Origin of the sequence: Acidomonas methanolica (genome assembly GCF_004346035.1) — a bacterium.
Classification (GTDB): domain Bacteria; phylum Pseudomonadota; class Alphaproteobacteria; order Acetobacterales; family Acetobacteraceae; genus Acidomonas; species Acidomonas methanolica.
In genome coordinates this window covers 238,717-256,874 of the sequence record NZ_SLZN01000002.1, presented here as the reverse complement: position 1 = coordinate 256,874, position 18,158 = coordinate 238,717, and the positions used below count along the sequence as shown (strand labels likewise).

Sequence of the window (18,158 nt, the reverse complement as noted above, 5' to 3'; positions counted from 1 at the left end):
GGGAGAGACGGATGTCGTGCGGGAAAGTGGCGGGGGCATGGATCTTGGGCGTCACGCTTGCGGTTCCGGGAGCGCAGGCGGCGCCTTTCCTGAGCCGGCACGCGCGTCCCGCCACGCCGGCCGCGCCGATCGTCAGCGGTTCCGATTGTGTCTTCGACGTTTCCGTTCTGCCGGTGCTCGGCGGCACGGTGGCGCGGCTTTTGCCGGGAACGAACGGCGACGTGGTCGGCGCGCTGCTCGATAACGGCGCGGAGCTCGTCATGCCGCCGGGGCTGGCGGCTCTGGCACGGGGATTGAAGCCCGGCGCGAAGCTCTCCGTGCGGGGATTGTGGTCCGCATCCGAGCATCTCATCCGCGCTTTCGCCCTCGCGGGTACGCCGCCGCTCTGCGCCATTCCGGTGCCCGAGATGGTGACGGCGGCCCCGCCCGTGAGCGCGCAGGGCGTCATCGAGCGTCTGCTGCATGACGGCGACGGCGCGGTGAACGGTGCGCTGCTGAAGGACGGTACGGTGCTCCGCGTGCCGGCCGCCGGGGTGAAGTCATCCGATCTCACGCCGGGGCGGGCGGTCTATGCCAGTGGCGCGGGATACCGGACGAGCTGGGGCCTGCTGGTGCGCGTCGATATTCTCGGACCGAGCCGTGCCCAGGCGATGCGCGTCTCCGACGAGCCGCCCATCCCTCCCGGCGCGGCGGCGGGATCGCCCGCCTATGACGAACTCCACCCCTGAAAGAAACGGTCTCTACGGATGGAGAACGCGGGCGAACCAAGCCGCCCGCGCCTCGTCCACGCGGGCGCGCAGGACCGGGTCGGCCAGCATATGCGTGCCCGGCAGCAGCATCAGGTCGTAGGGCTTGCCCGCGCGGAGCAGCGCCTGGGTGAGCTTCATCGTGTTCTCGAAATAGACATTGTCGTCCGTCAACCCGTGCAGGAGCAGCAGGGGGCGGGACAGATGTTCGGCATAAGTGAGGACGTTGCTCCTGCGGTAGCCCTCCGGATCGGCCTGCGGCGTGCCGAGATAGCGTTCCGTATAGGCGGTGTCGTAATCGGCGAAATCGACCGGCGGCGCGCCCGCGACGCCCGTGGCGAACACGTCCGGGCGGCGGAGAACGGCCATGGCGGTGAAATACCCGCCGAAGGACCAGCCATAGACCCCGGCGCGGGAGAGGTCCATTTCCGGGATGCGCGCGCCGAGGCTCTTCAGCCCGTCGATCTGGTCCTGCAATGGCAGGTCGATGAGGTCGTTCTTGATCGCGCGCTCGAAATCATGGTCGCGCTCCGGCGTGCCGCGCCCGTCCATGCTGACGACGATATAGCCGTGATCCGCCAGGCATTGCTCCGGGGCGTAGGTGGCGGGCGTGTCGTTCACCAGCTTGACGCCGGGTCCGCCATAGACGGACAGGATCACGGGGTAACGGCGGCCCTGCGTGAAATTCCGCGGGCGGATGACGACCGCATCGAGAGCGAGCGGCCCCGCCCTGGTGAACGCCGCGTGGACCGGGAAGGAACGGTGCTCCGCCACGGAGGGCGCGGTTGCGATGACTGCGCCCGTCGCGGCGTCCCGGACGGTGACGGCGCGCGTGCCGTCCGCCAGATTGGCGTCATCGACGAAGCGGCCATGCAGGTCCTTGGTGAAACGGGCGAGGTGGCGGCCCGGACTCGTGACGAGCGGCGTGACGGCGCCGTCCTTCAGGGAAAGCCGGAGAATCCGCGTGTCGATGCGCGAGGGATCGGCGGCGATGACGGCCGCTCCCTTCGCCTCGTCCACGTCGAGAAGCGCGAGATAGGGGAGGCTCTGCGGCGTCAGGACGCGCTCGATGCCGCCATCGGCGCGATGCAGTTCGAGTTGCCAGTGCGCGCCGCGCTGCGCCGCCCAGAGGAAACGCCCGTCTTCGAGCGCGTAAGGCAGCGCCAGGCCGCCCGCATGTTCGACCGGGGTGAGGTTCAGCCAGGCGGGATCGGTGTCGGTCAGGACGACACGGGTGGCGCCCGTCGCGGGATCGACGGCGAGCACGCGCTCTTCCGTCTGCGCGCGATTCAGCACGACAAGGAAGAGTCCGCCCGTCTTTCGCCAGACCACGCGGCCCAGATAGGGGAAACCCGTCGAATCCCAGTCCACCCAACGCGTTTCGCCGCCCTTCGCCGCAACGAGGCCGAGGCGGAGCCGGGCATTGTTCGTGCCCGCGCGCGGGTAACGGAACATGATCGGCGGCGTCTGCGGCGTGGCGGGGTTAGCGATGTAGTGTTTTTCCACCGCGCGGCTGTCGGCTTCCTCGTACAGCAGCGTCGTGCCGTCGGGCGACCACCAGGCACCGTCGGGGCGTTCGAGTTCCTCGGCGGCGGCGAACTCTGCGAGACCGTGGGTGAAATCGGGGCTGCCGCCCTGCGTGAGGCGGGTCGTCGCGCCGCCGGCGAGATCGACGACATAGAGATCGTCATCGCGCACGGCGGCCATGCGCGTGCCGTCGGGGGAGAGGCGCGGGGCGGTCCAACTGCCGGGGAGCGGCGTGGCCGCGCCGTCGGCGACAGGGACGCGCAGGATCTGACCGCCGCGCGCGGCGATCAGCGTCGCGCCGTCCGGGGCGGCATGGAACTCGGTGATGCCGCTCAGCGAAAGCCGCGCGCGCTCGCGACGGGCCTTCTCCTCGACGGACAGATGCTCGGGCGTGTCGCCGCCCGCCGCCGCGAGTTCGTGCGTCGTTCCGTCCGTGAGATCGTAGCGGTAGAGATGCAGCACCGTGTCGCGCGGGAAGCTGCGCAGGAAGAGGACCGAGCGGCCGTCAGGCGTCAGCACGGCCGCGCGCGGCAGGCCGAGGCTGAAGTTGCGCGTGGTGGCGAGGGTCGAAAAGCAGCTTTCCGCCGCAGGGCTGGAGGACGAGTATGCCGGAGCGGCGAGGAGGAGGGTGCCGACGGCGAGGAGACGGCGTAGAGAGAGCGGCGGCATGGAATCCTGTGGCATGAGAGGCGGCCGGAGGAGTTTGGCACGGGATGGAGAGCGGGCGAAAGCCCCGAGAAACGGCAGGAGGGGGCGGCCGGAGATGTCGCGGGTCAAGAATTTGGCGCTCGTCATGGGCGCGGTGGCGGCGGTCCTCTGCGGCTGGAGCTACCTGCGGCTGGATTTCGCCGACCGGGACACGATGCTCTATGTGCTGATCGGGCGGGAACTGGTCGGGCAGGGGGTGCTGCCTTATGGCGGCGTGTTCGATCACAAGCCCGTCGGGCTCTACGTGGTCTATGGCGTCTGGGACGCGCTCTACCCGTTCCGCGCGGGGGAATTCACGGCCCTTGCGCTCGTGTCGATCGCGGGAATCGCCTGGATCGCCGCGCGGCAGGGGTACTCCGCGCTCGGCGTCGCTCTGGGGATGATCCTGCTCGGCGCGCCGTTCCAGGTGCTCGGCGGGAACTCGGAGCTTGTGCTGCTGCCGCTGATCTTCGCCGGGCTCACGCTGGTCCGATACGGAAGACCGTTCTGGGGCGGCGTGCTGGGCGGATTGGCGGCTGAGGTGAATTACCTTGCCATTCCCTGCCTCGCCCTGCCGCTGCTCTTTCTGGCGGCGCAGGATCGGCGGCGGATTCTTCCCCTGCTGGCGGGCGGAATGACGGGATTTGCCCTGCCGCTGCTGCCCTATCTCGCTCATCCCGCCACGGGAGCGGCGTATTTCGCGCTGCAATGGCGTTACCTGCATCATTACGGCGCGCATGACGCGGAGCGCCTGCATGCAACGGTCCTCGTTCTCGTCTGGGCCCTCTGCATCTTCCTGCCGGCGGGCGTGAAACGACCGGACCGGGTGCTGCGTCTGTGGGCTCTGGGCGGGCTGCTGGCCTGCCTCGCCTCCGGGCGGCCCTTCCCCCATTATGTCCTGCTCGTCCTGTTGCCCGGCCTGCTGGCGGGACTGCCCCGGCCCCATACCGCTGAAGGCTGGACGCGTGGGCGCGTGGCGGCCTTCCTGCCGCTGGGCGCGCTGGCGTTGGTCGGGCTGGTGCATGACGTGCGGCATAATCTGCGGGAGCGGGCACGGGAGGCGGAGCTGCATGTCGGGACGCTGCGGAAACTCGTGGGGAAAGCGCCGGTGCTCGGGATCGAGGTGACGCCGGTGCCGGTGGTGCTGGCGGGGCTGAGCCCCGCGGGGCATTTCCTGTTTCCCGGCCATGTGCGGCGGCTTTTCGGCGTCGGGGCGGAGGCATATTATCTCGACGCGTTGGCGCGCCGTCCCGCCTTTGTCCTGACCGGCCCGGATCTTTGTCAGGAAAGGAGTTGGCCGCGCGTCTGCGGCGCGCTGGCCACGTCCTGGCGTCCCGTCCTGCGGGCGGAAGGAGACTATGGCTACCGGCTGTATGAGGCGCGGAAACCCGCTTCCGGGAAACCGAACCCATGAGTGAGGCGATACTCTTGCGGAACGGATGAACATCCCCATTTCTCAGGGCGAAAGGCCGGACGCCGTTGCCATGAAAGGGACGTCGTCAGCCGCTTTGCCGCCGTAACGGGGCAGAAGGGAGACAGGACCAAGATGGATATCGAAAAATTCACCGAGCGCAGCAGGGGCTTTCTTCAGGCCGCCCAGACCATCGCGCTCCGGGACTACAACCAGCAACTGACGCCGGAGCATCTGCTCAAGGCGCTGCTGGACGACGAGGAGGGCGCGGCGTCCGGACTGATCCGCGCGGCGGGCGGCGATCCCGCCGTCGTGCGTCGGGCGAATGACGCGGCGCTGGCGAAGCTGCCGAAGGTCGAGGGCGCGGGAGCCGGACAGCCGCAGGCGACGCCCGACCTCGTGCGTCTGCTGGATTCCGCCGAATCCGCCGCCCAGCGCGCCGGAGACAGCCATGTGGCGCAGGATCGCCTTCTGGTGGCGATCGCCGGGAGCAAGACGGCGGCGGGGCAGGCGCTGATCGCCGGCAAGGCCACGGCCGATGCGCTGGAGCGCGCCGTCGCGCAGATCCGCAAGGGGCGCACGGTGACGGGCGCGAATGCCGAGGCCGGATTCGACGCGCTCAAGAAATACGCCCGCGACGTGACCGCCGTGGCGCAGGCGGGCAAGCTCGATCCGGTGATCGGGCGTGACGAGGAGATTCGCCGCGCGATCCAGGTCCTGGCGCGCCGCACCAAGAACAATCCGGTGCTGATCGGCGAGCCGGGCGTGGGCAAGACCGCCATCGTGGAAGGGCTCGCGCTGCGGATCGTCAATGGCGACGTGCCCGAGGCCCTGCGCAACAAGAAGCTGCTTTCGCTCGACATGGGAGCGCTGGTCGCGGGCGCCAAGTATCGCGGCGAGTTCGAGGAGCGGCTGAAGGCTGTGCTCAAGGAGATCGAGAGCGCGGAGGGCGAGGTCATCCTCTTCATCGACGAGATGCACACGCTGGTCGGCGCCGGGCGGTCCGACGGGGCAATGGATGCGTCCAACCTCATCAAGCCTGAACTGGCGCGCGGCGTGCTGCACTGCATCGGCGCGACGACGCTCGACGAATACCGGAAATACATCGAGAAGGACGCGGCGCTGGCCCGCCGCTTCCAGCCGGTCTTCGTCGGCGAGCCCTCCGTGTCGGACACGGTCTCGATCCTGCGCGGGATCAAGGAGAAATACGAGCTTCATCACGGCGTGCGGATCACCGACAACGCGCTCGTGGCGGCGGCGACCCTCTCCAACCGCTACATCACGGACCGCTTCCTGCCGGACAAGGCGATCGACCTGATCGACGAGGCGGGGAGCCGTCTGCGGATGCAGATCGACTCCAAGCCGGAGGCGCTGGACGAACTCGACCGGCGGATCATCCAGCTCAAGATCGAGCGGGAAGCGATCCGCAAGGAGAGCGATTCCGCCAGCAGGGAGCGGCTGGTCAAGCTCGAGGCGGAACTCGCCGATCTTCAGGAGCAGTCCGACGCGATGAGCGCCGCGTGGCATGCGGAGAAGGACCGTGTGAACGCGATCCAGAAGCTCAAGGAGCAGCTGGATCAGGCGCGGTCCGAGATGGATGTCGCGCAGCGCAAGGGCGATCTCGCCAAGCTGTCCGAGCTGACCTATTCGACGATTCCGGGCCTGGAGAAGCAGATCAACGAGGCGCAGGAAGCCGAGCAGGCGGAGGCCTCGAAATCGGGCCTGTTCGCCGATACCGTGACGGAGCAGGGGATCGCGGCGGTCGTGTCCCGCTGGACGGGGATTCCGGTCGATCGGATGCTGGAAGGCGAGCGCGCCAAGCTGCTGCGCATGGAGGACGAGTTGCGCAGGCGGGTCATCGGTCAGGAGGACGCGCTGAAGGCGGTCGCCAACGCGGTGCGTCGCGCCCGCGCCGGATTGCAGGACCCGAACCGTCCCATCGGCTCGTTCCTGTTCCTCGGCCCGACCGGCGTCGGCAAGACCGAACTGGCCAAGGCGCTGGCGGAGTTCCTGTTCGACGACGATCGCGCGATGGTGCGGATCGACATGAGCGAGTTCATGGAGAAGCACGCCGTCGCGCGGCTGATCGGCGCGCCGCCGGGCTATGTCGGGTATGAGGAAGGCGGTGTGCTGACCGAGGCGGTGCGGCGCCGGCCCTATCAGGTCATCCTGTTCGACGAAGTCGAGAAGGCGCATGAGGATGTGTTCAACATCCTGTTGCAGGTGCTCGATGACGGGCGTCTGACGGACGGGCAGGGGCGTGTGGTGGATTTCCGCAACACGATCATCATCCTGACGAGCAATCTCGGCTCCGACGTGCTGGCGACCCAGAAGGACGGCGAGCCGACGGAGCTGGTGCGGGCGCAGGTCATGGCGGTCGTCCGGGCGCATTTCCGGCCGGAATTCCTCAACCGTCTGGACGAGATCGTGCTGTTCTCGCGGCTCCAGCGCGAGGACATGGACAAGATCGTGGACATCCAGCTCGCGCGTCTGCGGCAGTTGCTGGAGGACCGGAAGGTGGCCATGGATCTGGACGCGGCGGCGATCCACTGGCTCGCGCAGGAAGGGTACGATCCCGTCTATGGCGCGCGTCCGCTCAAGCGGGTGATCCAGCGGAACCTCCAGAACCCGCTGGCCGGGCTCCTGCTGGACGGTTCGATCCATGACGGGCAGACGGTGAAGATCACGGCCGATGATGGCGGGCTGGTGATCGACGGCCATAAGGTCGAGCAGGCGTGAAAGACGGCGAGGGGGATTGCTCTCCCCCTCGCCTGCGCCTCAGGGAAGCGGATGAGCCGTGTCGAGCGTCGCGCGCTCGGCATGGACCAGTTCGGAGGAGCGCACCGGCGTCCGGCGCGCCGCGAAATCCTGTGCGGTGAAATGCGGCTGGGGTTCTGAAGAGGTCTGGGCCGCGACCCAGTTCAGAATGGCGGCCAGTTCCGCATCGCTCAGGCGGCGGAAATTCGGCATCGACCAGTCGAAGGGTTTGCCCGCGGCCATGATCTTGCCGCTCAGCCCGTTCAGCAGCACATCGGTTAGATAGATCCTGCCCTCGGGCGTGGCGGCGATGACGTTCAGCCGGTCGAAGATCGGCGGCGTCTCGGCGGCCTGCCCGCTTCCGCCGTGATGGCAGATGCTGCATTCCTCCTCATAGAGCCGCAGACCCACGTCGCGATTTTTCTCCAGCCGCCAGGTGAGAACGCCTCCCACCATGATCAGCGCAAGCAGCAGAGGCAGGCGCAGGGAACGGTCGAGGGAAGGCAGGCGCATCGCGCGAGGCTGGCACGGCGATGGGGCGTCGCGCAAGGCGGCCGCAGCGCGCCTTGCGGCGTCACTGCTCCTCGCCGCCGACTCCCAGAAGCTGAATCTTGAAGACGAGAGGGCTGTCGGGCGGGATGATGCCCATGGAGCGCTTGCCGTAACCGAGCTGGGGCGGCACGTAGAGCATCCATGTATCTCCCACGTGCATCATGGGCAGCGCCTCCATCCAGCCTTTCACGAGGCCGTCCAGCGGCATCTGCATGTAGGCGCCGTTGCCGTGCTGGTCGGAACTGTCGAAGATCGCGCCGTCCGGCAGGCGACCTTCGTAGATCAGCATCATCATCTGGCCCTTATGCGGCGAATCGCCGTCCTTGGGGCCCGATTTCAGCACCTTGTAGGCCAGACCGTCCGGCAGGGTGACGACGCCGGGTTCGGCGCGGACCTTGGCCATGAACTGGGCGGGAGTGAGTTCCGGCTCCGGCTTGGGACCGGAGGAGCATGCCACGAGGGCAGCCAGCGCGACGCCGGAAAGGAGTCGTCTGGCGAAGGTCGAAATATGCGACATGGTAAGAAATCATCCGTGCTGGTCTCGAATGAAAAACGTGATGGGAATTCAACGCTCCATCACGTGTTCCGCTTCCTCCGAATGTCGTTTTTCAGAGCGCGCCGCCACGACGCCCGATCTGCGCGCCGAGGCGCAGGCGCAGCGCGTTGAGCTTGATGAAGCCCTGCGCGTCCTGCTGGTTGTACGCGCCCTCGTCCTCCTCGAAGGTGACGACGCGGGTGTCGTAGAGGCTGTTGGGGCTCTCGCGGCCCTGAACGATGATGTTGCCCTTGTAGAGCTTCAGCCGCACGCGGCCCGTGACCGAGTGCTGGCTCGTGTCGATGAGCGCCTGCAACATCCGGCGTTCGGGCGAGAACCAGAACCCGTTATAGATCAGCTCCGCATAGCGCGGCATCAGGCTGTCCTTGAGATGTCCCGCCTCGCGGTCAAGCGTGATGGATTCCATGTTGCGGTGCGCGGCGAGAAGGATGGTGCCGCCCGGCGTCTCGTACACGCCGCGCGACTTCATGCCGACGAAGCGGTTCTCGACGAGATCGAGACGCCCGATGCCGTTGTCGCGGCCCAGCCTGTTGAGGCGGGTGAGCAGTTCCGCCGGGGAGAGCGTCTCGCCGTTCAGCGCCACCGGATCGCCATGCAGGAAGTCGATCGTGATTTCCGTCGGCGTGTCGGGCGCGGTCTCGGGCGAGATCGTGCGCTGGAAGACGATCTCGTCGGGCGGCAGGGCCGGGTCTTCCAGCAATTTGCCCTCGGAGGAGGAGTGCAGCAGGTTCGCGTCCACCGAGAAGGGCGCTTCGCCGCGCTTGTCCTTGGCGATGGGAATCTGGTGCTCCTCGGCGAAGGCGAGCAGCTTGGTGCGGGAGGTCAGATCCCATTCGCGCCAGGGGGCGATGACCTTCACATCCGGCTTCAGCGCATAATAGGCGAGTTCGAAACGGACCTGATCGTTCCCCTTGCCGGTCGCGCCATGGCAGACGGCGTCCGCGCCGACCGCTTCGGCGATTTCGATCTGGCGCTGGGCGATCAGCGGGCGGGCGATGGAGGTGCCGAGGAGATACTGGCCCTCATAGAGGGCATTGGCGCGGAACATCGGGAAGACGAAATCCTTCACGAAGGTCTCGCGCAGATCCTCGATGAAGATTTCCTTCACGCCGAACATCTCGGCCTTCCGGCGGGCGGGCTCCAGTTCCTCGCCCTGTCCGAGATCGGCGGTGAAGGTGACGACCTCGCAGCCGTAGCGGGTTTGCAGCCATTTGAGGATGACCGAGGTATCCAGACCGCCGGAATAGGCGAGAACGACTTTCCTGATGTCTTTCCTGGCGTCCGGAGCGCTCATTCTGACGAAATCCTCTTCGTTTCGGAATAGTAGATAAATCAACGTATTGGAGACTGTTTCTCTCCGGAATCCATTCGCGGACCGCGGCGGCGGGACACTAGCATTCCCGGGATCGGACGAACAGTGTTTCAGCCCCGTCGTCCGGGGATCGCCTTCAGGACTTCACTCCGGCGCTCAGGCGTTCGCTGGCGGTCTTGAGCTGGCCGCAGGCGGCGAGGATGTCCCGGCCGCGCGGCATCCGGATGGGGGAGGCGAAGCCGGCATCCATGACGATGGCGGCGAATTTCGCCAGTTGTTCCTTCGTCGAGGGCTTGAAGCTGGAGCCGGGCCACGGGTTGAAGGGGATGAGATTCACCTTGGCGGGGAGCCCGCGGATCAGGCGCACCAGCTCGCGCGCCTCGGCCTCGCTGTCGTTCACGCCGCGCAGCATGATGTATTCGAACGTGATGCGTCGCGCGTTGGAGGCCGACGGATAGCGGCGGCAGGCGTCGAGGACGGCCTCGATCGGGTATTTGCGGTTCAGCGGCACGATCTCGTCGCGCAGGTCGTTCCGCACGGCATGCAGCGAGACGGCGAGGTTGATCCCCAACTCCTCGCCGCAGCGGTCCATCATCGGCACGACGCCGGAGGTCGAGAGCGTGATGCGCCGCCGGGAGAGGGCGATGCCCTCGCCGTCCATGACGATCCTCATGGCCTTGGCGACGTTGTCGTAATTATAGAGCGGCTCGCCCATGCCCATCAGCACGATGGTCGAAAGCAGGCGCGGCGTCTCGCCCTTGGGGCTCGGCCATTCGCCGTAGGAGTCGCGCGCCGCCATGAACTGGCCGACGATCTCGGCCGCGCCGAGATTGCGGACCAGCCTCTGCGTGCCGGTGTGGCAAAAGGTGCAGGAGAGCGTGCAGCCGACCTGCGAGGAGATGCAGACCGCGCCGCGATCCTCCCGGCGGTCGGGGATATACACCGTTTCCGCCTCCTGCCCGTCGCGAAAGCGGAAGAGCCATTTCCGCGTGTCGTCGGAGGAGGTCTGGGCCGTCGCGGTCTCGGGGCGGCCGATGACGAAGCGCTCGGCCAGCTTCTCCTGAAGGGGTCGGGCGATGCTGCTCATGCGCGCGAAATCGGTGGCGCCCTGATGGTAGATCCAGTGCCAGAGCTGCTTGGCGCGGAATGGCTTCTCGCCGATCGCGTCCAGCTCAGCGACCAGTTCCTCCCGCGAAAGGCCGACGAGATCCCGCCGGCCGTCGGCCAACTGGGCGGGCGGCGGCGCGAAGAGCGCGGCCTTGGCGCGGATGCGCTCCCGCTCCGCCGCATTCATGTCGGCGGCGAGGTCGGAGGGGCTGCGGATCGCGGGGAGGATGTCGGCATGCATGGCGGCCGGACGCATAGCATGAGGCGGCCCGCAGGAAGCAAGGGAAATCGCGCGCTTCGGCAGGCCCGCCTCAGAAAGAGAGGCAGATCTTGCCGAAATGCGTATTGCTCTCCTGATGGCGGAAGGCGTCCACGAGTCCGTCCAGCGGGAAGATCCGGTCGATGACCGGGCGCATGCCGTGCGCGTCGATGGCCCGGATCATCTCCTGCTGCATCGCGCGGCTGCCGACCAGGACGCCCTGAATACGGATCTGCTTGGCGAGAACAGGCATCAGGTCGATCTGGCCGGCAATGCCGCTGAGAATGCCGATCAGCGAGATGTGACCCGCCACGCGCAGCGCGGTCATCGACTGGGGGAGCGTGCCCGCGCCGCCGACCTCCACCACGTGGTCCACGCCTTTGCCGTCGGTGAGGCGGCGCGCCGTGCGGCCCCATTCGGCGTCCTGACGGTAGTTGATGAGATGGTCCGCGCCGAGCGCCTTCAGCCGCGCCAGCTTCTCGTCGCTCGACGAGGTCGCGATCACCGTGGCGCCCGCCATCTTCGCGAATTGCAGCGCGAAGATGGAGACGCCGCCCGTGCCCTGGATCAGCACCGTGTCGCCCGGCTTCACATGGTCGTCGCGGAACAGCGCACGCCATGCGGTGACGGCGGCTGTCGGCAGGGTCGCGGCCTCGACGGCGGACCAGCCTTCCGGCGCATGGGTGAAGGACGTCGCCGCGGCCGTGACCTCCTCGCGCGCATAGCCGTCCACGCCGTCGCCCGGCACGGTGCCGAACGCGAAGACCTGGGCCGCGCCGTCCAGCCAGCCGGGGAAGAAGGTGCTGACCACGGTGTCGCCCACGGCGAATTCCGTCACGCCGTCGCCGACCGCCACGACCTCGCCCGCGCCATCCGCCATGGGAATGCGCGGTTCTTTCGGCCCCCATGCGCCGCTGACGACGACATAATCGTGATAATTCAGCGAGCACCCATGCAGACGCACCATGATCTCGCTCGGTCCCGGCGCGGGGGCGGCGCGCTCGCCCATGCTCACCTTGTCGAAGCCGCCTCCAGGAGCGACGATTACGGCTCTGGACATGACGTGACGTCCTCCTTGTCCGATTTGCGTCGAACAACATGACGCGCGGCGATCAGGAATTCAAGATTGCCTTCCGGCCCTGTGATGGGGCTCTTTTCCACGCCGAGCACCTGCCAATCCGGCAGGGCGCGCCACCAGCTTTCGATCTCCGCGCAGACACGCTCATGAACGGCGGGGTCGCGCACCACGCCTTTCGAGCCGATTTCCGCGCGTCCGGCCTCGAATTGCGGCTTGATCAACGCCACGGCCCAGGCGTCCGGCGCGCAGAGGCCGAGCGCGGCGGGCAGCACCGTGCGCAGCCCGATGAAACTCGCATCGCAAACCACGCACTGCACGGGTTCGGCGATCTGGTCAGCCGAAAGCGCGCGGGCGTTGGTTTTCTCCATGACCACGACGCGCGGGTCGGAACGCAGCTTCCACGCCAGCTGGCCGTGGCCGACATCGACGGCAAAGACCTTTGCCGCGCCATGCGTCAGCAGGACATCCGTGAAACCGCCGGTGGATGCGCCGACATCGATGCAGGTCCGGCCCGTCGCGTCGAGGCCGAAATGCCGGATCGCGTGATCCAGCTTCAGGCCGCCGCGCGAGACCCACGGATGATCCTGCCCCTTGAGCGCGAGCGGCGCGTCCTCGGCAAGCATGTCGCCCGCCTTGGCCACGCGCCTGTCCCCGCTCCAGGCGAGTCCGGCGAGGATCAGCGCCTGCCCCCGGGCGCGGCTCTCGACGAGGCCGCGATCCACGAGCAGCTGGTCCGCCCGGCGTCTGGTCAAGATGTCAGGCCGTCTGCTGGGCGGCGGAGCAGCCGGCGCCCAGCGCCGTCATGGCGGTGGCGACGATGTGGCGGGCGGTCAGCCCGGCCTGCTCGTGCTGCGCATCCGGCGTGTTGTGGTCGATATAGAGATCCGGCATCGCCATCGGACGGAACCTGACCTGATCAAGCAGGCCGGTATTCGCCAGATGCTGGACGACCTGCGCCCCGAACCCGCCCACGGCGCCTTCCTCGATGGTGATCAGCACATCATGCTGGCGGGCGAGCTGCTCGACCAGCGCCGTGTCGATCGGCTTGGCGAAGCGGGCGTCGGCGACGGTGACGACGAAGCCTTGCGCGGAAAGCTGCTCCGCCGCCTTGAGCGACTCGCCGAGCCGCGTGCCGAGGGAAAGGATGGCGATGCCGCCCTTGCCCCCGCCGTTGCGGTTGGGCTGGCGGACAATGCGTCCGCGCCCGATCTCCAGCACCTCGCCCTGTTCCGGCAGGGCGAGGCCCGTGCCGGCGCCGCGCGGATAGCGGAACGCGATCGGCCCGGAATCGTGGGCGGCGGCGGTGGCCGTCATATGCGTCAGCTCGGCCTCGTCTGACGGGGCCATGACGACCATGTTCGGCAGGCAGCAGAGATAGTTGAGATCGAACGATCCGGCATGGGTCGCCCCGTCCGCGCCCACGAGCCCGGCGCGGTCGATGGCGAAGCGCACCGGCAGGTTCTGCAATGCCACGTCATGCATGACCTGGTCATAGGCGCGTTGCAGGAAGGTCGAGTAGATCGCGCAGAAGGGGCGGAAGCCCTCGGTGGCCATGCCCGCCGCGAACGTGACGGCATGCTGCTCCGCGATGCCGACATCGAAGAAGCGGTCGGGATAGGTCTTCGCGAACTTGTCCAGCCCCGTGCCGGAGGGCATCGCGGCGGTGATCGCGACGATCTTCTCGTCCGTCGCCGCGCGGGCGACCAGTTCCCTGGCGAAGACGGCGGTATAGCTCGGCGGTCCGGCCGGAGCCTTGCTCTGCTCGCCCGTCACGACGTTGAACTTCGTCACGGCGTGATATTTGTCTCCCGCCGATTCGGCGGGTCTGTAGCCGCGACCCTTCTCCGTGATGACGTGCAGGAGGATCGGACCATGCGTCTCGGCGTCGCGCAGGTTGCGCAGAATGGGCACGAGCTGGTTCATGTCATGGCCGTCCACGGGGCCGATGTAGTAGAAGCCCAGCTCCTCGAAGAGCGTGCCGCCGGTGATGATGCCGCGCGTCAGCTCCTCGGCGCGCTTGGCGGTGCGCTCCAGCCGCGAGGGGAGATGCTTGACCATCTTGCCCGCGAGATCGCGCAGGCCGAGGAACTTGCGCGACGACATGAGCTTGGAAAGATAGTTCGACATCGCGCCGACGGGCGGGGCGATGGACATGTCATTGTCGTTGAGGATCACGATAAGGCGGGAGGCCGCGCCGTCGGCCGCGCCCGCGTTGTTCATCGCCTCATAGGCCATGCCGGCGGAGATCGACCCGTCCCCGATCACGGCGACAACGTTGCGCTCCCTGTAGGCGGGGTTCTTCTTCGCCAGCAGATGATGGGCGGTGGCCATGCCCAGCCCGGCGGAGATCGAGGTCGAGGAATGGGCGGCGCCGAAGGGATCGTAGGGGCTCTCGGACCGGCGGGTGAAGCCGGAGAGGCCGCCGGGCTGGCGCAGGGTGCGGATGCGGTCGCGGCGGCCGGTCAGGATCTTGTGCGGATAGGCCTGGTGGCCGACATCCCAGATCACGCGGTCGTCCGGCGTGTCGAACACGGCGTGCAGGGCGACGGTGAGTTCGATCACGCCCAGCGACGCGCCGAGATGGCCGCCGGTGGTGGAGACGGCGTCGATGGTCTCGGCCCGAAGCTCGTCGGCAAGCTGGTTGAGCTGCTCGGGAGAGAAATTGCGCAGGTCGGCCGGATAATTGACCCGGTCGAGAACCGGGAATCGTCCCATCGTCGGGATGCTCGTTTCAGTGGCGGACGAAGGCGACGAGGTGTCTTTGGTCATTCTATCAGTTCCTGCGTTCGACGACATAACGGGCGAGCGCGCGTAACGTCGCCGCGGGGGCGCCGAATAGTTTCAGCGAGTCGACGGCGTCGCCGGAGAGGCGGGCGGCTTCGGCCCGCGCGCCCTCGATGCCGAGCAGAGAGACATAGGTGGACTTGCCGGCCGCCTCGTCCTTGCCCGCGGTCTTGCCGAGTTCCTCCGCGCTGGCGGTCGCGTCCAGCACGTCGTCGGCGATCTGGAAGGCGGTGCCGAGATCCCGGCCATAGGCGGCGATCGCGGCACGTTCCTTCACGCCCGCGCGTCCGAGAATGGCCCCGGCCTCGGCGGCGTAGCGGATCAGCGCGCCGGTCTTCAGGGCGTGGAGGCGCCGGACCTGTTCGAGCGGCAGGGATTTGCCCTCGCCCTCGATGTCGATCACCTGCCCGCCGACCATGCCCGCAGCGCCGGAGGCGCGGGCGAGGGCGGCGACGAGGGCGACGCGGATGGCCGGATCGGCGTCGGTCGCCTCCTCCGCCAGCACCTCGAAGGCGCGGGTCTGAAGCGCGTCGCCCGCCAGGATGGCGATCGCCTCGTCGAACTGGCGATGGGTGGAAGGGCGGCCGCGACGCAAATCATCGTCGTCCATGGCCGGCAGATCGTCATGAACGAGGCTGTAGGCATGCAGCATCTCGACCGACGCGGCGACCCGCAGGGCGGCGTCGCGGGACGCGCCGAACAGGGACGCGATCTCGGTGACGAGGAAACCGCGCAGGCGCTTGCCTCCTCCGAGCGTCGCGTAACGCATCGCGTCGAGCAGGACGGCCTCGCCGCCCGTCACCGGCGGAAGCAGCGTGTCGATGGATGTCTCGATCTCGGCCGCCGCACGGGCGAGGGCCGTCTTCAGTTCCGCCGCGCCGGCGTCAGGGTCGAATATCTGCGTGTCGCTCATGGTCTCGTCTGTTCCGGAAGGCATCGTCAGGGAGCGTCCGCGCCGGGTGCCGTATCGTCGGCGAGGGGCTCGGTCGCAACCGATCCGTCCTCCCGCACCACGATCGCCCGCACGCGCATCTCCGCCTCGGCGAGCTTGCTTTCACAATGGCGGCGCAACGCCGCGCCGCGCTCATAGGCGCTGATCGCGTCCTCCAGCTTCATCTGGCCGCTCTCCAGCCCACGGACGATCTTCTCCAGCTCCGTGAGCGCGTCCTCGAAAGAAAGTCTTGCAATCGCGTCAGTCATCGAATCCTTGCCGGTTGTCTCTTGCCCCGCATCGTCATACGGTCACATCCGCGTGCAACGCCGCCGACCGCTGGTCGGGATAGCCCTATTGAGCGTGAACTCCAACCCTGACTCGTGTATCGGACGTCGTTGTGCTGTAAAAATCACACGGTTTCACACTGGGACGGTAGGAGTCTTGCGCCGGATGACGAAGGAAAACTGCCCGTTTTCCTCGCTGAAGGCGACCAGCGCATGCCCGGTTTCACGGCAATAGGACTGGAAATCGGCGACGCTGGCGCGATCCGTGGCGAGGACGCGGAGTCGTTGGCCCGGCGCGAGATCGCGCAGCAGGCGATTGGCCTTGAGTACGGGAAGCGGGCAACTCAGTCCGCGAACGTCGAGGAGCGTATCGCCGGTCTGTGTGGTTCCGGTCTGGGCGGCCCTTGTCGGGGCGTTGACGGGCGTCGGAATGGTCATGGGCGCACTATGCCCGAGCCGGGACGGACGGCCAAGTTCCGCCGCTCCGTGTCGCTTGGAGTTGATCCCGGACGGGGCCGGGCAGGAAATCAGGGAGCGAGAATGGCTGACTACCGGATGGGAATTGATTTCGGAGGCACGAAGATCGAGATCGCGGTGCTGGATCGCGGTGGCGGGATGCTGCTGCGCGAGCGCATCCCCAATCCCGGCGTGTATGAGGCGGCCGTGCTGGCCGTCCGTGATCTGGTGGCCGGACTCGACGGGCGCCTGGGCAGCAGGCCGCATGACTCGGCGGAAGCCGGATATCCGACCTCGTCGCTGGGCCTCGGCATTCCCGGTTCGATTTCTCCGGAGAGCGGTTTGGTGAAGAATGCCAACGCCACCTGGCTGAATGCGAAGCCGTTCGGCGTGGATCTCACCCGCGCGCTCGGGCGGGAGGTCAGGGTGGAGAACGACGCGAATTGCTTCGCGCTGTCCGAGGCGGCGGACGGTGCGGGAGCGGGGGCAAGCGTCGTGCTGGGCGTCATCATCGGTACCGGCATGGGAGCCGGGATCGTGCATGACGGCAGGCTGATGCCCGGACGGCATCATATCGCCGGGGAGTGGGGGCATGTGCCGCTTCCCTGGGTGCGGCAGGAGGAATTTCCGCTACCGCGCTGTTTTTGCGGCAATGAGGGATGTCTCGAGCGCTATCTTTGCGGTCCCGCCCTCGCCCGGGACTGGAAAGGCGCGGACGCGCACAGCGCCGATGGAATCGAGGCGGCGGCAGCGGAAGGGGATGCCGGGGCGGCGGCGGCGCTGGACCGCTACGTGGACAAGCTCGCCCGCGCCTGTGCGATGGCGATCAATTTTCTGGACCCGGATGTGATCGTGCTGGGAGGCGGCGTGTCGAATCTGGCAACGCTCTACACGCGGGTTCCTCCCCTGCTGGCGCGGCATGTCATCACGCCTGTCTGCACCACGCCCATCCTGCGCAATCGGCACGGTGACAGTTCCGGCGTGCGTGGCGCGGCGTGGCTCTGGCCCGTTGACTGACAGGGTCCGAACAAAGAGGGTGGGACGAAGCGGTCAGGAATGGCGGCCGCATGCGGACGGCGATGAGGAGGGATGGTGGCGCGGCGGGAAGTGGAGCAGGACGAGGCTGCGCTTTGGGCCGCCTTCACCCGCGATATCGCACCTTTGCATGGAAAGAGGGGGAAATTGCGCTCCGTCGACAGGCAGGGGCGGAAGGCGGCGCTGCCTGATATGTCGGGGGAGCAGCCCGCTCCGGCGATCCCGGCCCCTACGCCTTCTGTCGCCGTTTCGGCGCGCAGTCCGGTCGCGGCGAGCCGCGTGCCCCCCTCGCATGCGACGCGGATCGATATCGGCAAGCGCCTGCCGGGGCTGGATACGACAAGCTGGCGCGCGCTCGTCTCGGGAAAGATGCGCGTCCAGCGTCGGCTCGACCTGCATGGCCATATTGCGCAGGACGCCTTCGCCCGGCTGCATGGTTTTCTTCTGGCGTGCAGCGCGGAAGGCGTTCGCTGTGTCGAGGTGGTGACGGGGCTCGGCAGCGGCCGCGAGGGCGGCGTCATCCGGCGCGAATTGCCGCACTGGCTGGCGCGGGGCGATCTCCGCCCGCTGATCCTGGCCGTGGTCCACACCCATGCCCGCAATCAGGGGGCGGTGCGTATCCTGCTGCGGGGGAGGGCCGAGCGACGACCCACGCGCTGAAAGGCTACGAAAG

General features: G+C 67.7%; 16 protein-coding genes. 5 read left to right on the top strand and 11 right to left on the bottom strand.

Translation table 11 applies throughout. The features are described from left to right. Positions 1 to 11: 11 nt before the first annotated feature. On the top strand, positions 12 to 728 hold the full coding sequence (locus EDC31_RS02985) for a hypothetical protein (protein WP_132126897.1): 717 nt from the start codon (positions 12 to 14) through the stop codon (positions 726 to 728). Between the two features lie 12 nt (positions 729 to 740). Here the strand turns inward: EDC31_RS02985 and EDC31_RS02980 are convergent, their stop codons facing one another. Beyond that, positions 741 to 2,942 (bottom strand): DPP IV N-terminal domain-containing protein, encoded by a 2,202-nt coding sequence (locus EDC31_RS02980; RefSeq protein WP_239641627.1) that lies wholly within the window; start codon positions 2,940 to 2,942, stop codon positions 741 to 743. A gap of 94 nt (positions 2,943 to 3,036) precedes the next feature. Here EDC31_RS02980 and EDC31_RS02975 point away from each other — a divergent pair, with 94 nt between their 5' ends. Beyond that, positions 3,037 to 4,374: a hypothetical protein gene (locus tag EDC31_RS02975; protein ID WP_132126896.1), complete on the top strand. Its 1,338-nt coding sequence runs from the start codon at positions 3,037 to 3,039 to the stop codon at positions 4,372 to 4,374. 132 nt (positions 4,375 to 4,506) lie between these two features. Beyond that, positions 4,507 to 7,110, top strand: a complete 2,604-nt coding sequence (gene clpB, locus EDC31_RS02970) for an ATP-dependent chaperone ClpB (RefSeq protein WP_042057930.1) — start codon at positions 4,507 to 4,509, stop codon at positions 7,108 to 7,110. 39 nt (positions 7,111 to 7,149) lie between these two features. Here the strand turns inward: clpB and EDC31_RS02965 are convergent, their stop codons facing one another. From EDC31_RS02965 to EDC31_RS02920, 10 genes are all read right to left on the bottom strand, one after another. Further along, positions 7,150 to 7,641, bottom strand: coding sequence for a c-type cytochrome (locus EDC31_RS02965; protein ID WP_042057928.1), 492 nt, complete (start codon positions 7,639 to 7,641; stop codon positions 7,150 to 7,152). Between the two features lie 61 nt (positions 7,642 to 7,702). Then, positions 7,703 to 8,197 (bottom strand): FKBP-type peptidyl-prolyl cis-trans isomerase, encoded by a 495-nt coding sequence (locus EDC31_RS02960; RefSeq protein WP_042057927.1) that lies wholly within the window; start codon positions 8,195 to 8,197, stop codon positions 7,703 to 7,705. Positions 8,198 to 8,288: 91 nt separating this feature from the next. Further along, positions 8,289 to 9,530 carry an argininosuccinate synthase gene (locus EDC31_RS02955; protein ID WP_042057925.1) on the bottom strand — a complete coding sequence of 414 codons (1,242 nt, stop codon included), beginning with the start codon at positions 9,528 to 9,530 and terminating at the stop codon, positions 8,289 to 8,291. Between the two features lie 154 nt (positions 9,531 to 9,684). After that, positions 9,685 to 10,896, bottom strand: a complete 1,212-nt coding sequence (rlmN, locus tag EDC31_RS02950) for a 23S rRNA (adenine(2503)-C(2))-methyltransferase RlmN (RefSeq protein ID WP_042058093.1) — start codon at positions 10,894 to 10,896, stop codon at positions 9,685 to 9,687. Positions 10,897 to 10,966: 70 nt separating this feature from the next. Continuing rightward, positions 10,967 to 11,974, bottom strand: coding sequence for a zinc-dependent alcohol dehydrogenase family protein (locus EDC31_RS02945; protein WP_042057923.1), 1,008 nt, complete (start codon positions 11,972 to 11,974; stop codon positions 10,967 to 10,969). After that, positions 11,959 to 12,744 (bottom strand): TlyA family RNA methyltransferase, encoded by a 786-nt coding sequence (locus EDC31_RS02940; RefSeq protein ID WP_042057921.1) that lies wholly within the window; start codon positions 12,742 to 12,744, stop codon positions 11,959 to 11,961. The genes EDC31_RS02945 and EDC31_RS02940 overlap by 16 nt, the downstream gene beginning before the upstream one ends. A gap of 4 nt (positions 12,745 to 12,748) precedes the next feature. Then, positions 12,749 to 14,761 carry a 1-deoxy-D-xylulose-5-phosphate synthase gene (dxs, locus tag EDC31_RS02935; RefSeq protein WP_042057919.1) on the bottom strand — a complete coding sequence of 671 codons (2,013 nt, stop codon included), beginning with the start codon at positions 14,759 to 14,761 and terminating at the stop codon, positions 12,749 to 12,751. Between the two features lie 4 nt (positions 14,762 to 14,765). Then, positions 14,766 to 15,689, bottom strand: coding sequence for a polyprenyl synthetase family protein (locus tag EDC31_RS02930; protein WP_042058091.1), 924 nt, complete (start codon positions 15,687 to 15,689; stop codon positions 14,766 to 14,768). A gap of 26 nt (positions 15,690 to 15,715) precedes the next feature. Next, the gene (locus EDC31_RS02925; protein WP_042057917.1) at positions 15,716 to 15,976 is read right to left on the bottom strand and encodes an exodeoxyribonuclease VII small subunit; all 261 of its coding nucleotides are present in this window, start codon (positions 15,974 to 15,976) and stop codon (positions 15,716 to 15,718) included. A gap of 153 nt (positions 15,977 to 16,129) precedes the next feature. Then, positions 16,130 to 16,432 carry a sulfurtransferase TusA family protein gene (locus EDC31_RS02920; RefSeq protein WP_081797531.1) on the bottom strand — a complete coding sequence of 101 codons (303 nt, stop codon included), beginning with the start codon at positions 16,430 to 16,432 and terminating at the stop codon, positions 16,130 to 16,132. A 102-nt stretch (positions 16,433 to 16,534) separates the two neighbouring features. Here EDC31_RS02920 and EDC31_RS02915 point away from each other — a divergent pair, with 102 nt between their 5' ends. Further along, positions 16,535 to 17,467 (top strand): ROK family protein, encoded by a 933-nt coding sequence (locus tag EDC31_RS02915; RefSeq protein ID WP_042057915.1) that lies wholly within the window; start codon positions 16,535 to 16,537, stop codon positions 17,465 to 17,467. Positions 17,468 to 17,539: 72 nt separating this feature from the next. After that, positions 17,540 to 18,145, top strand: a complete 606-nt coding sequence (locus EDC31_RS02910; RefSeq protein WP_186819978.1) for a Smr/MutS family protein — start codon at positions 17,540 to 17,542, stop codon at positions 18,143 to 18,145. Positions 18,146 to 18,158 lie beyond the last annotated feature (13 nt).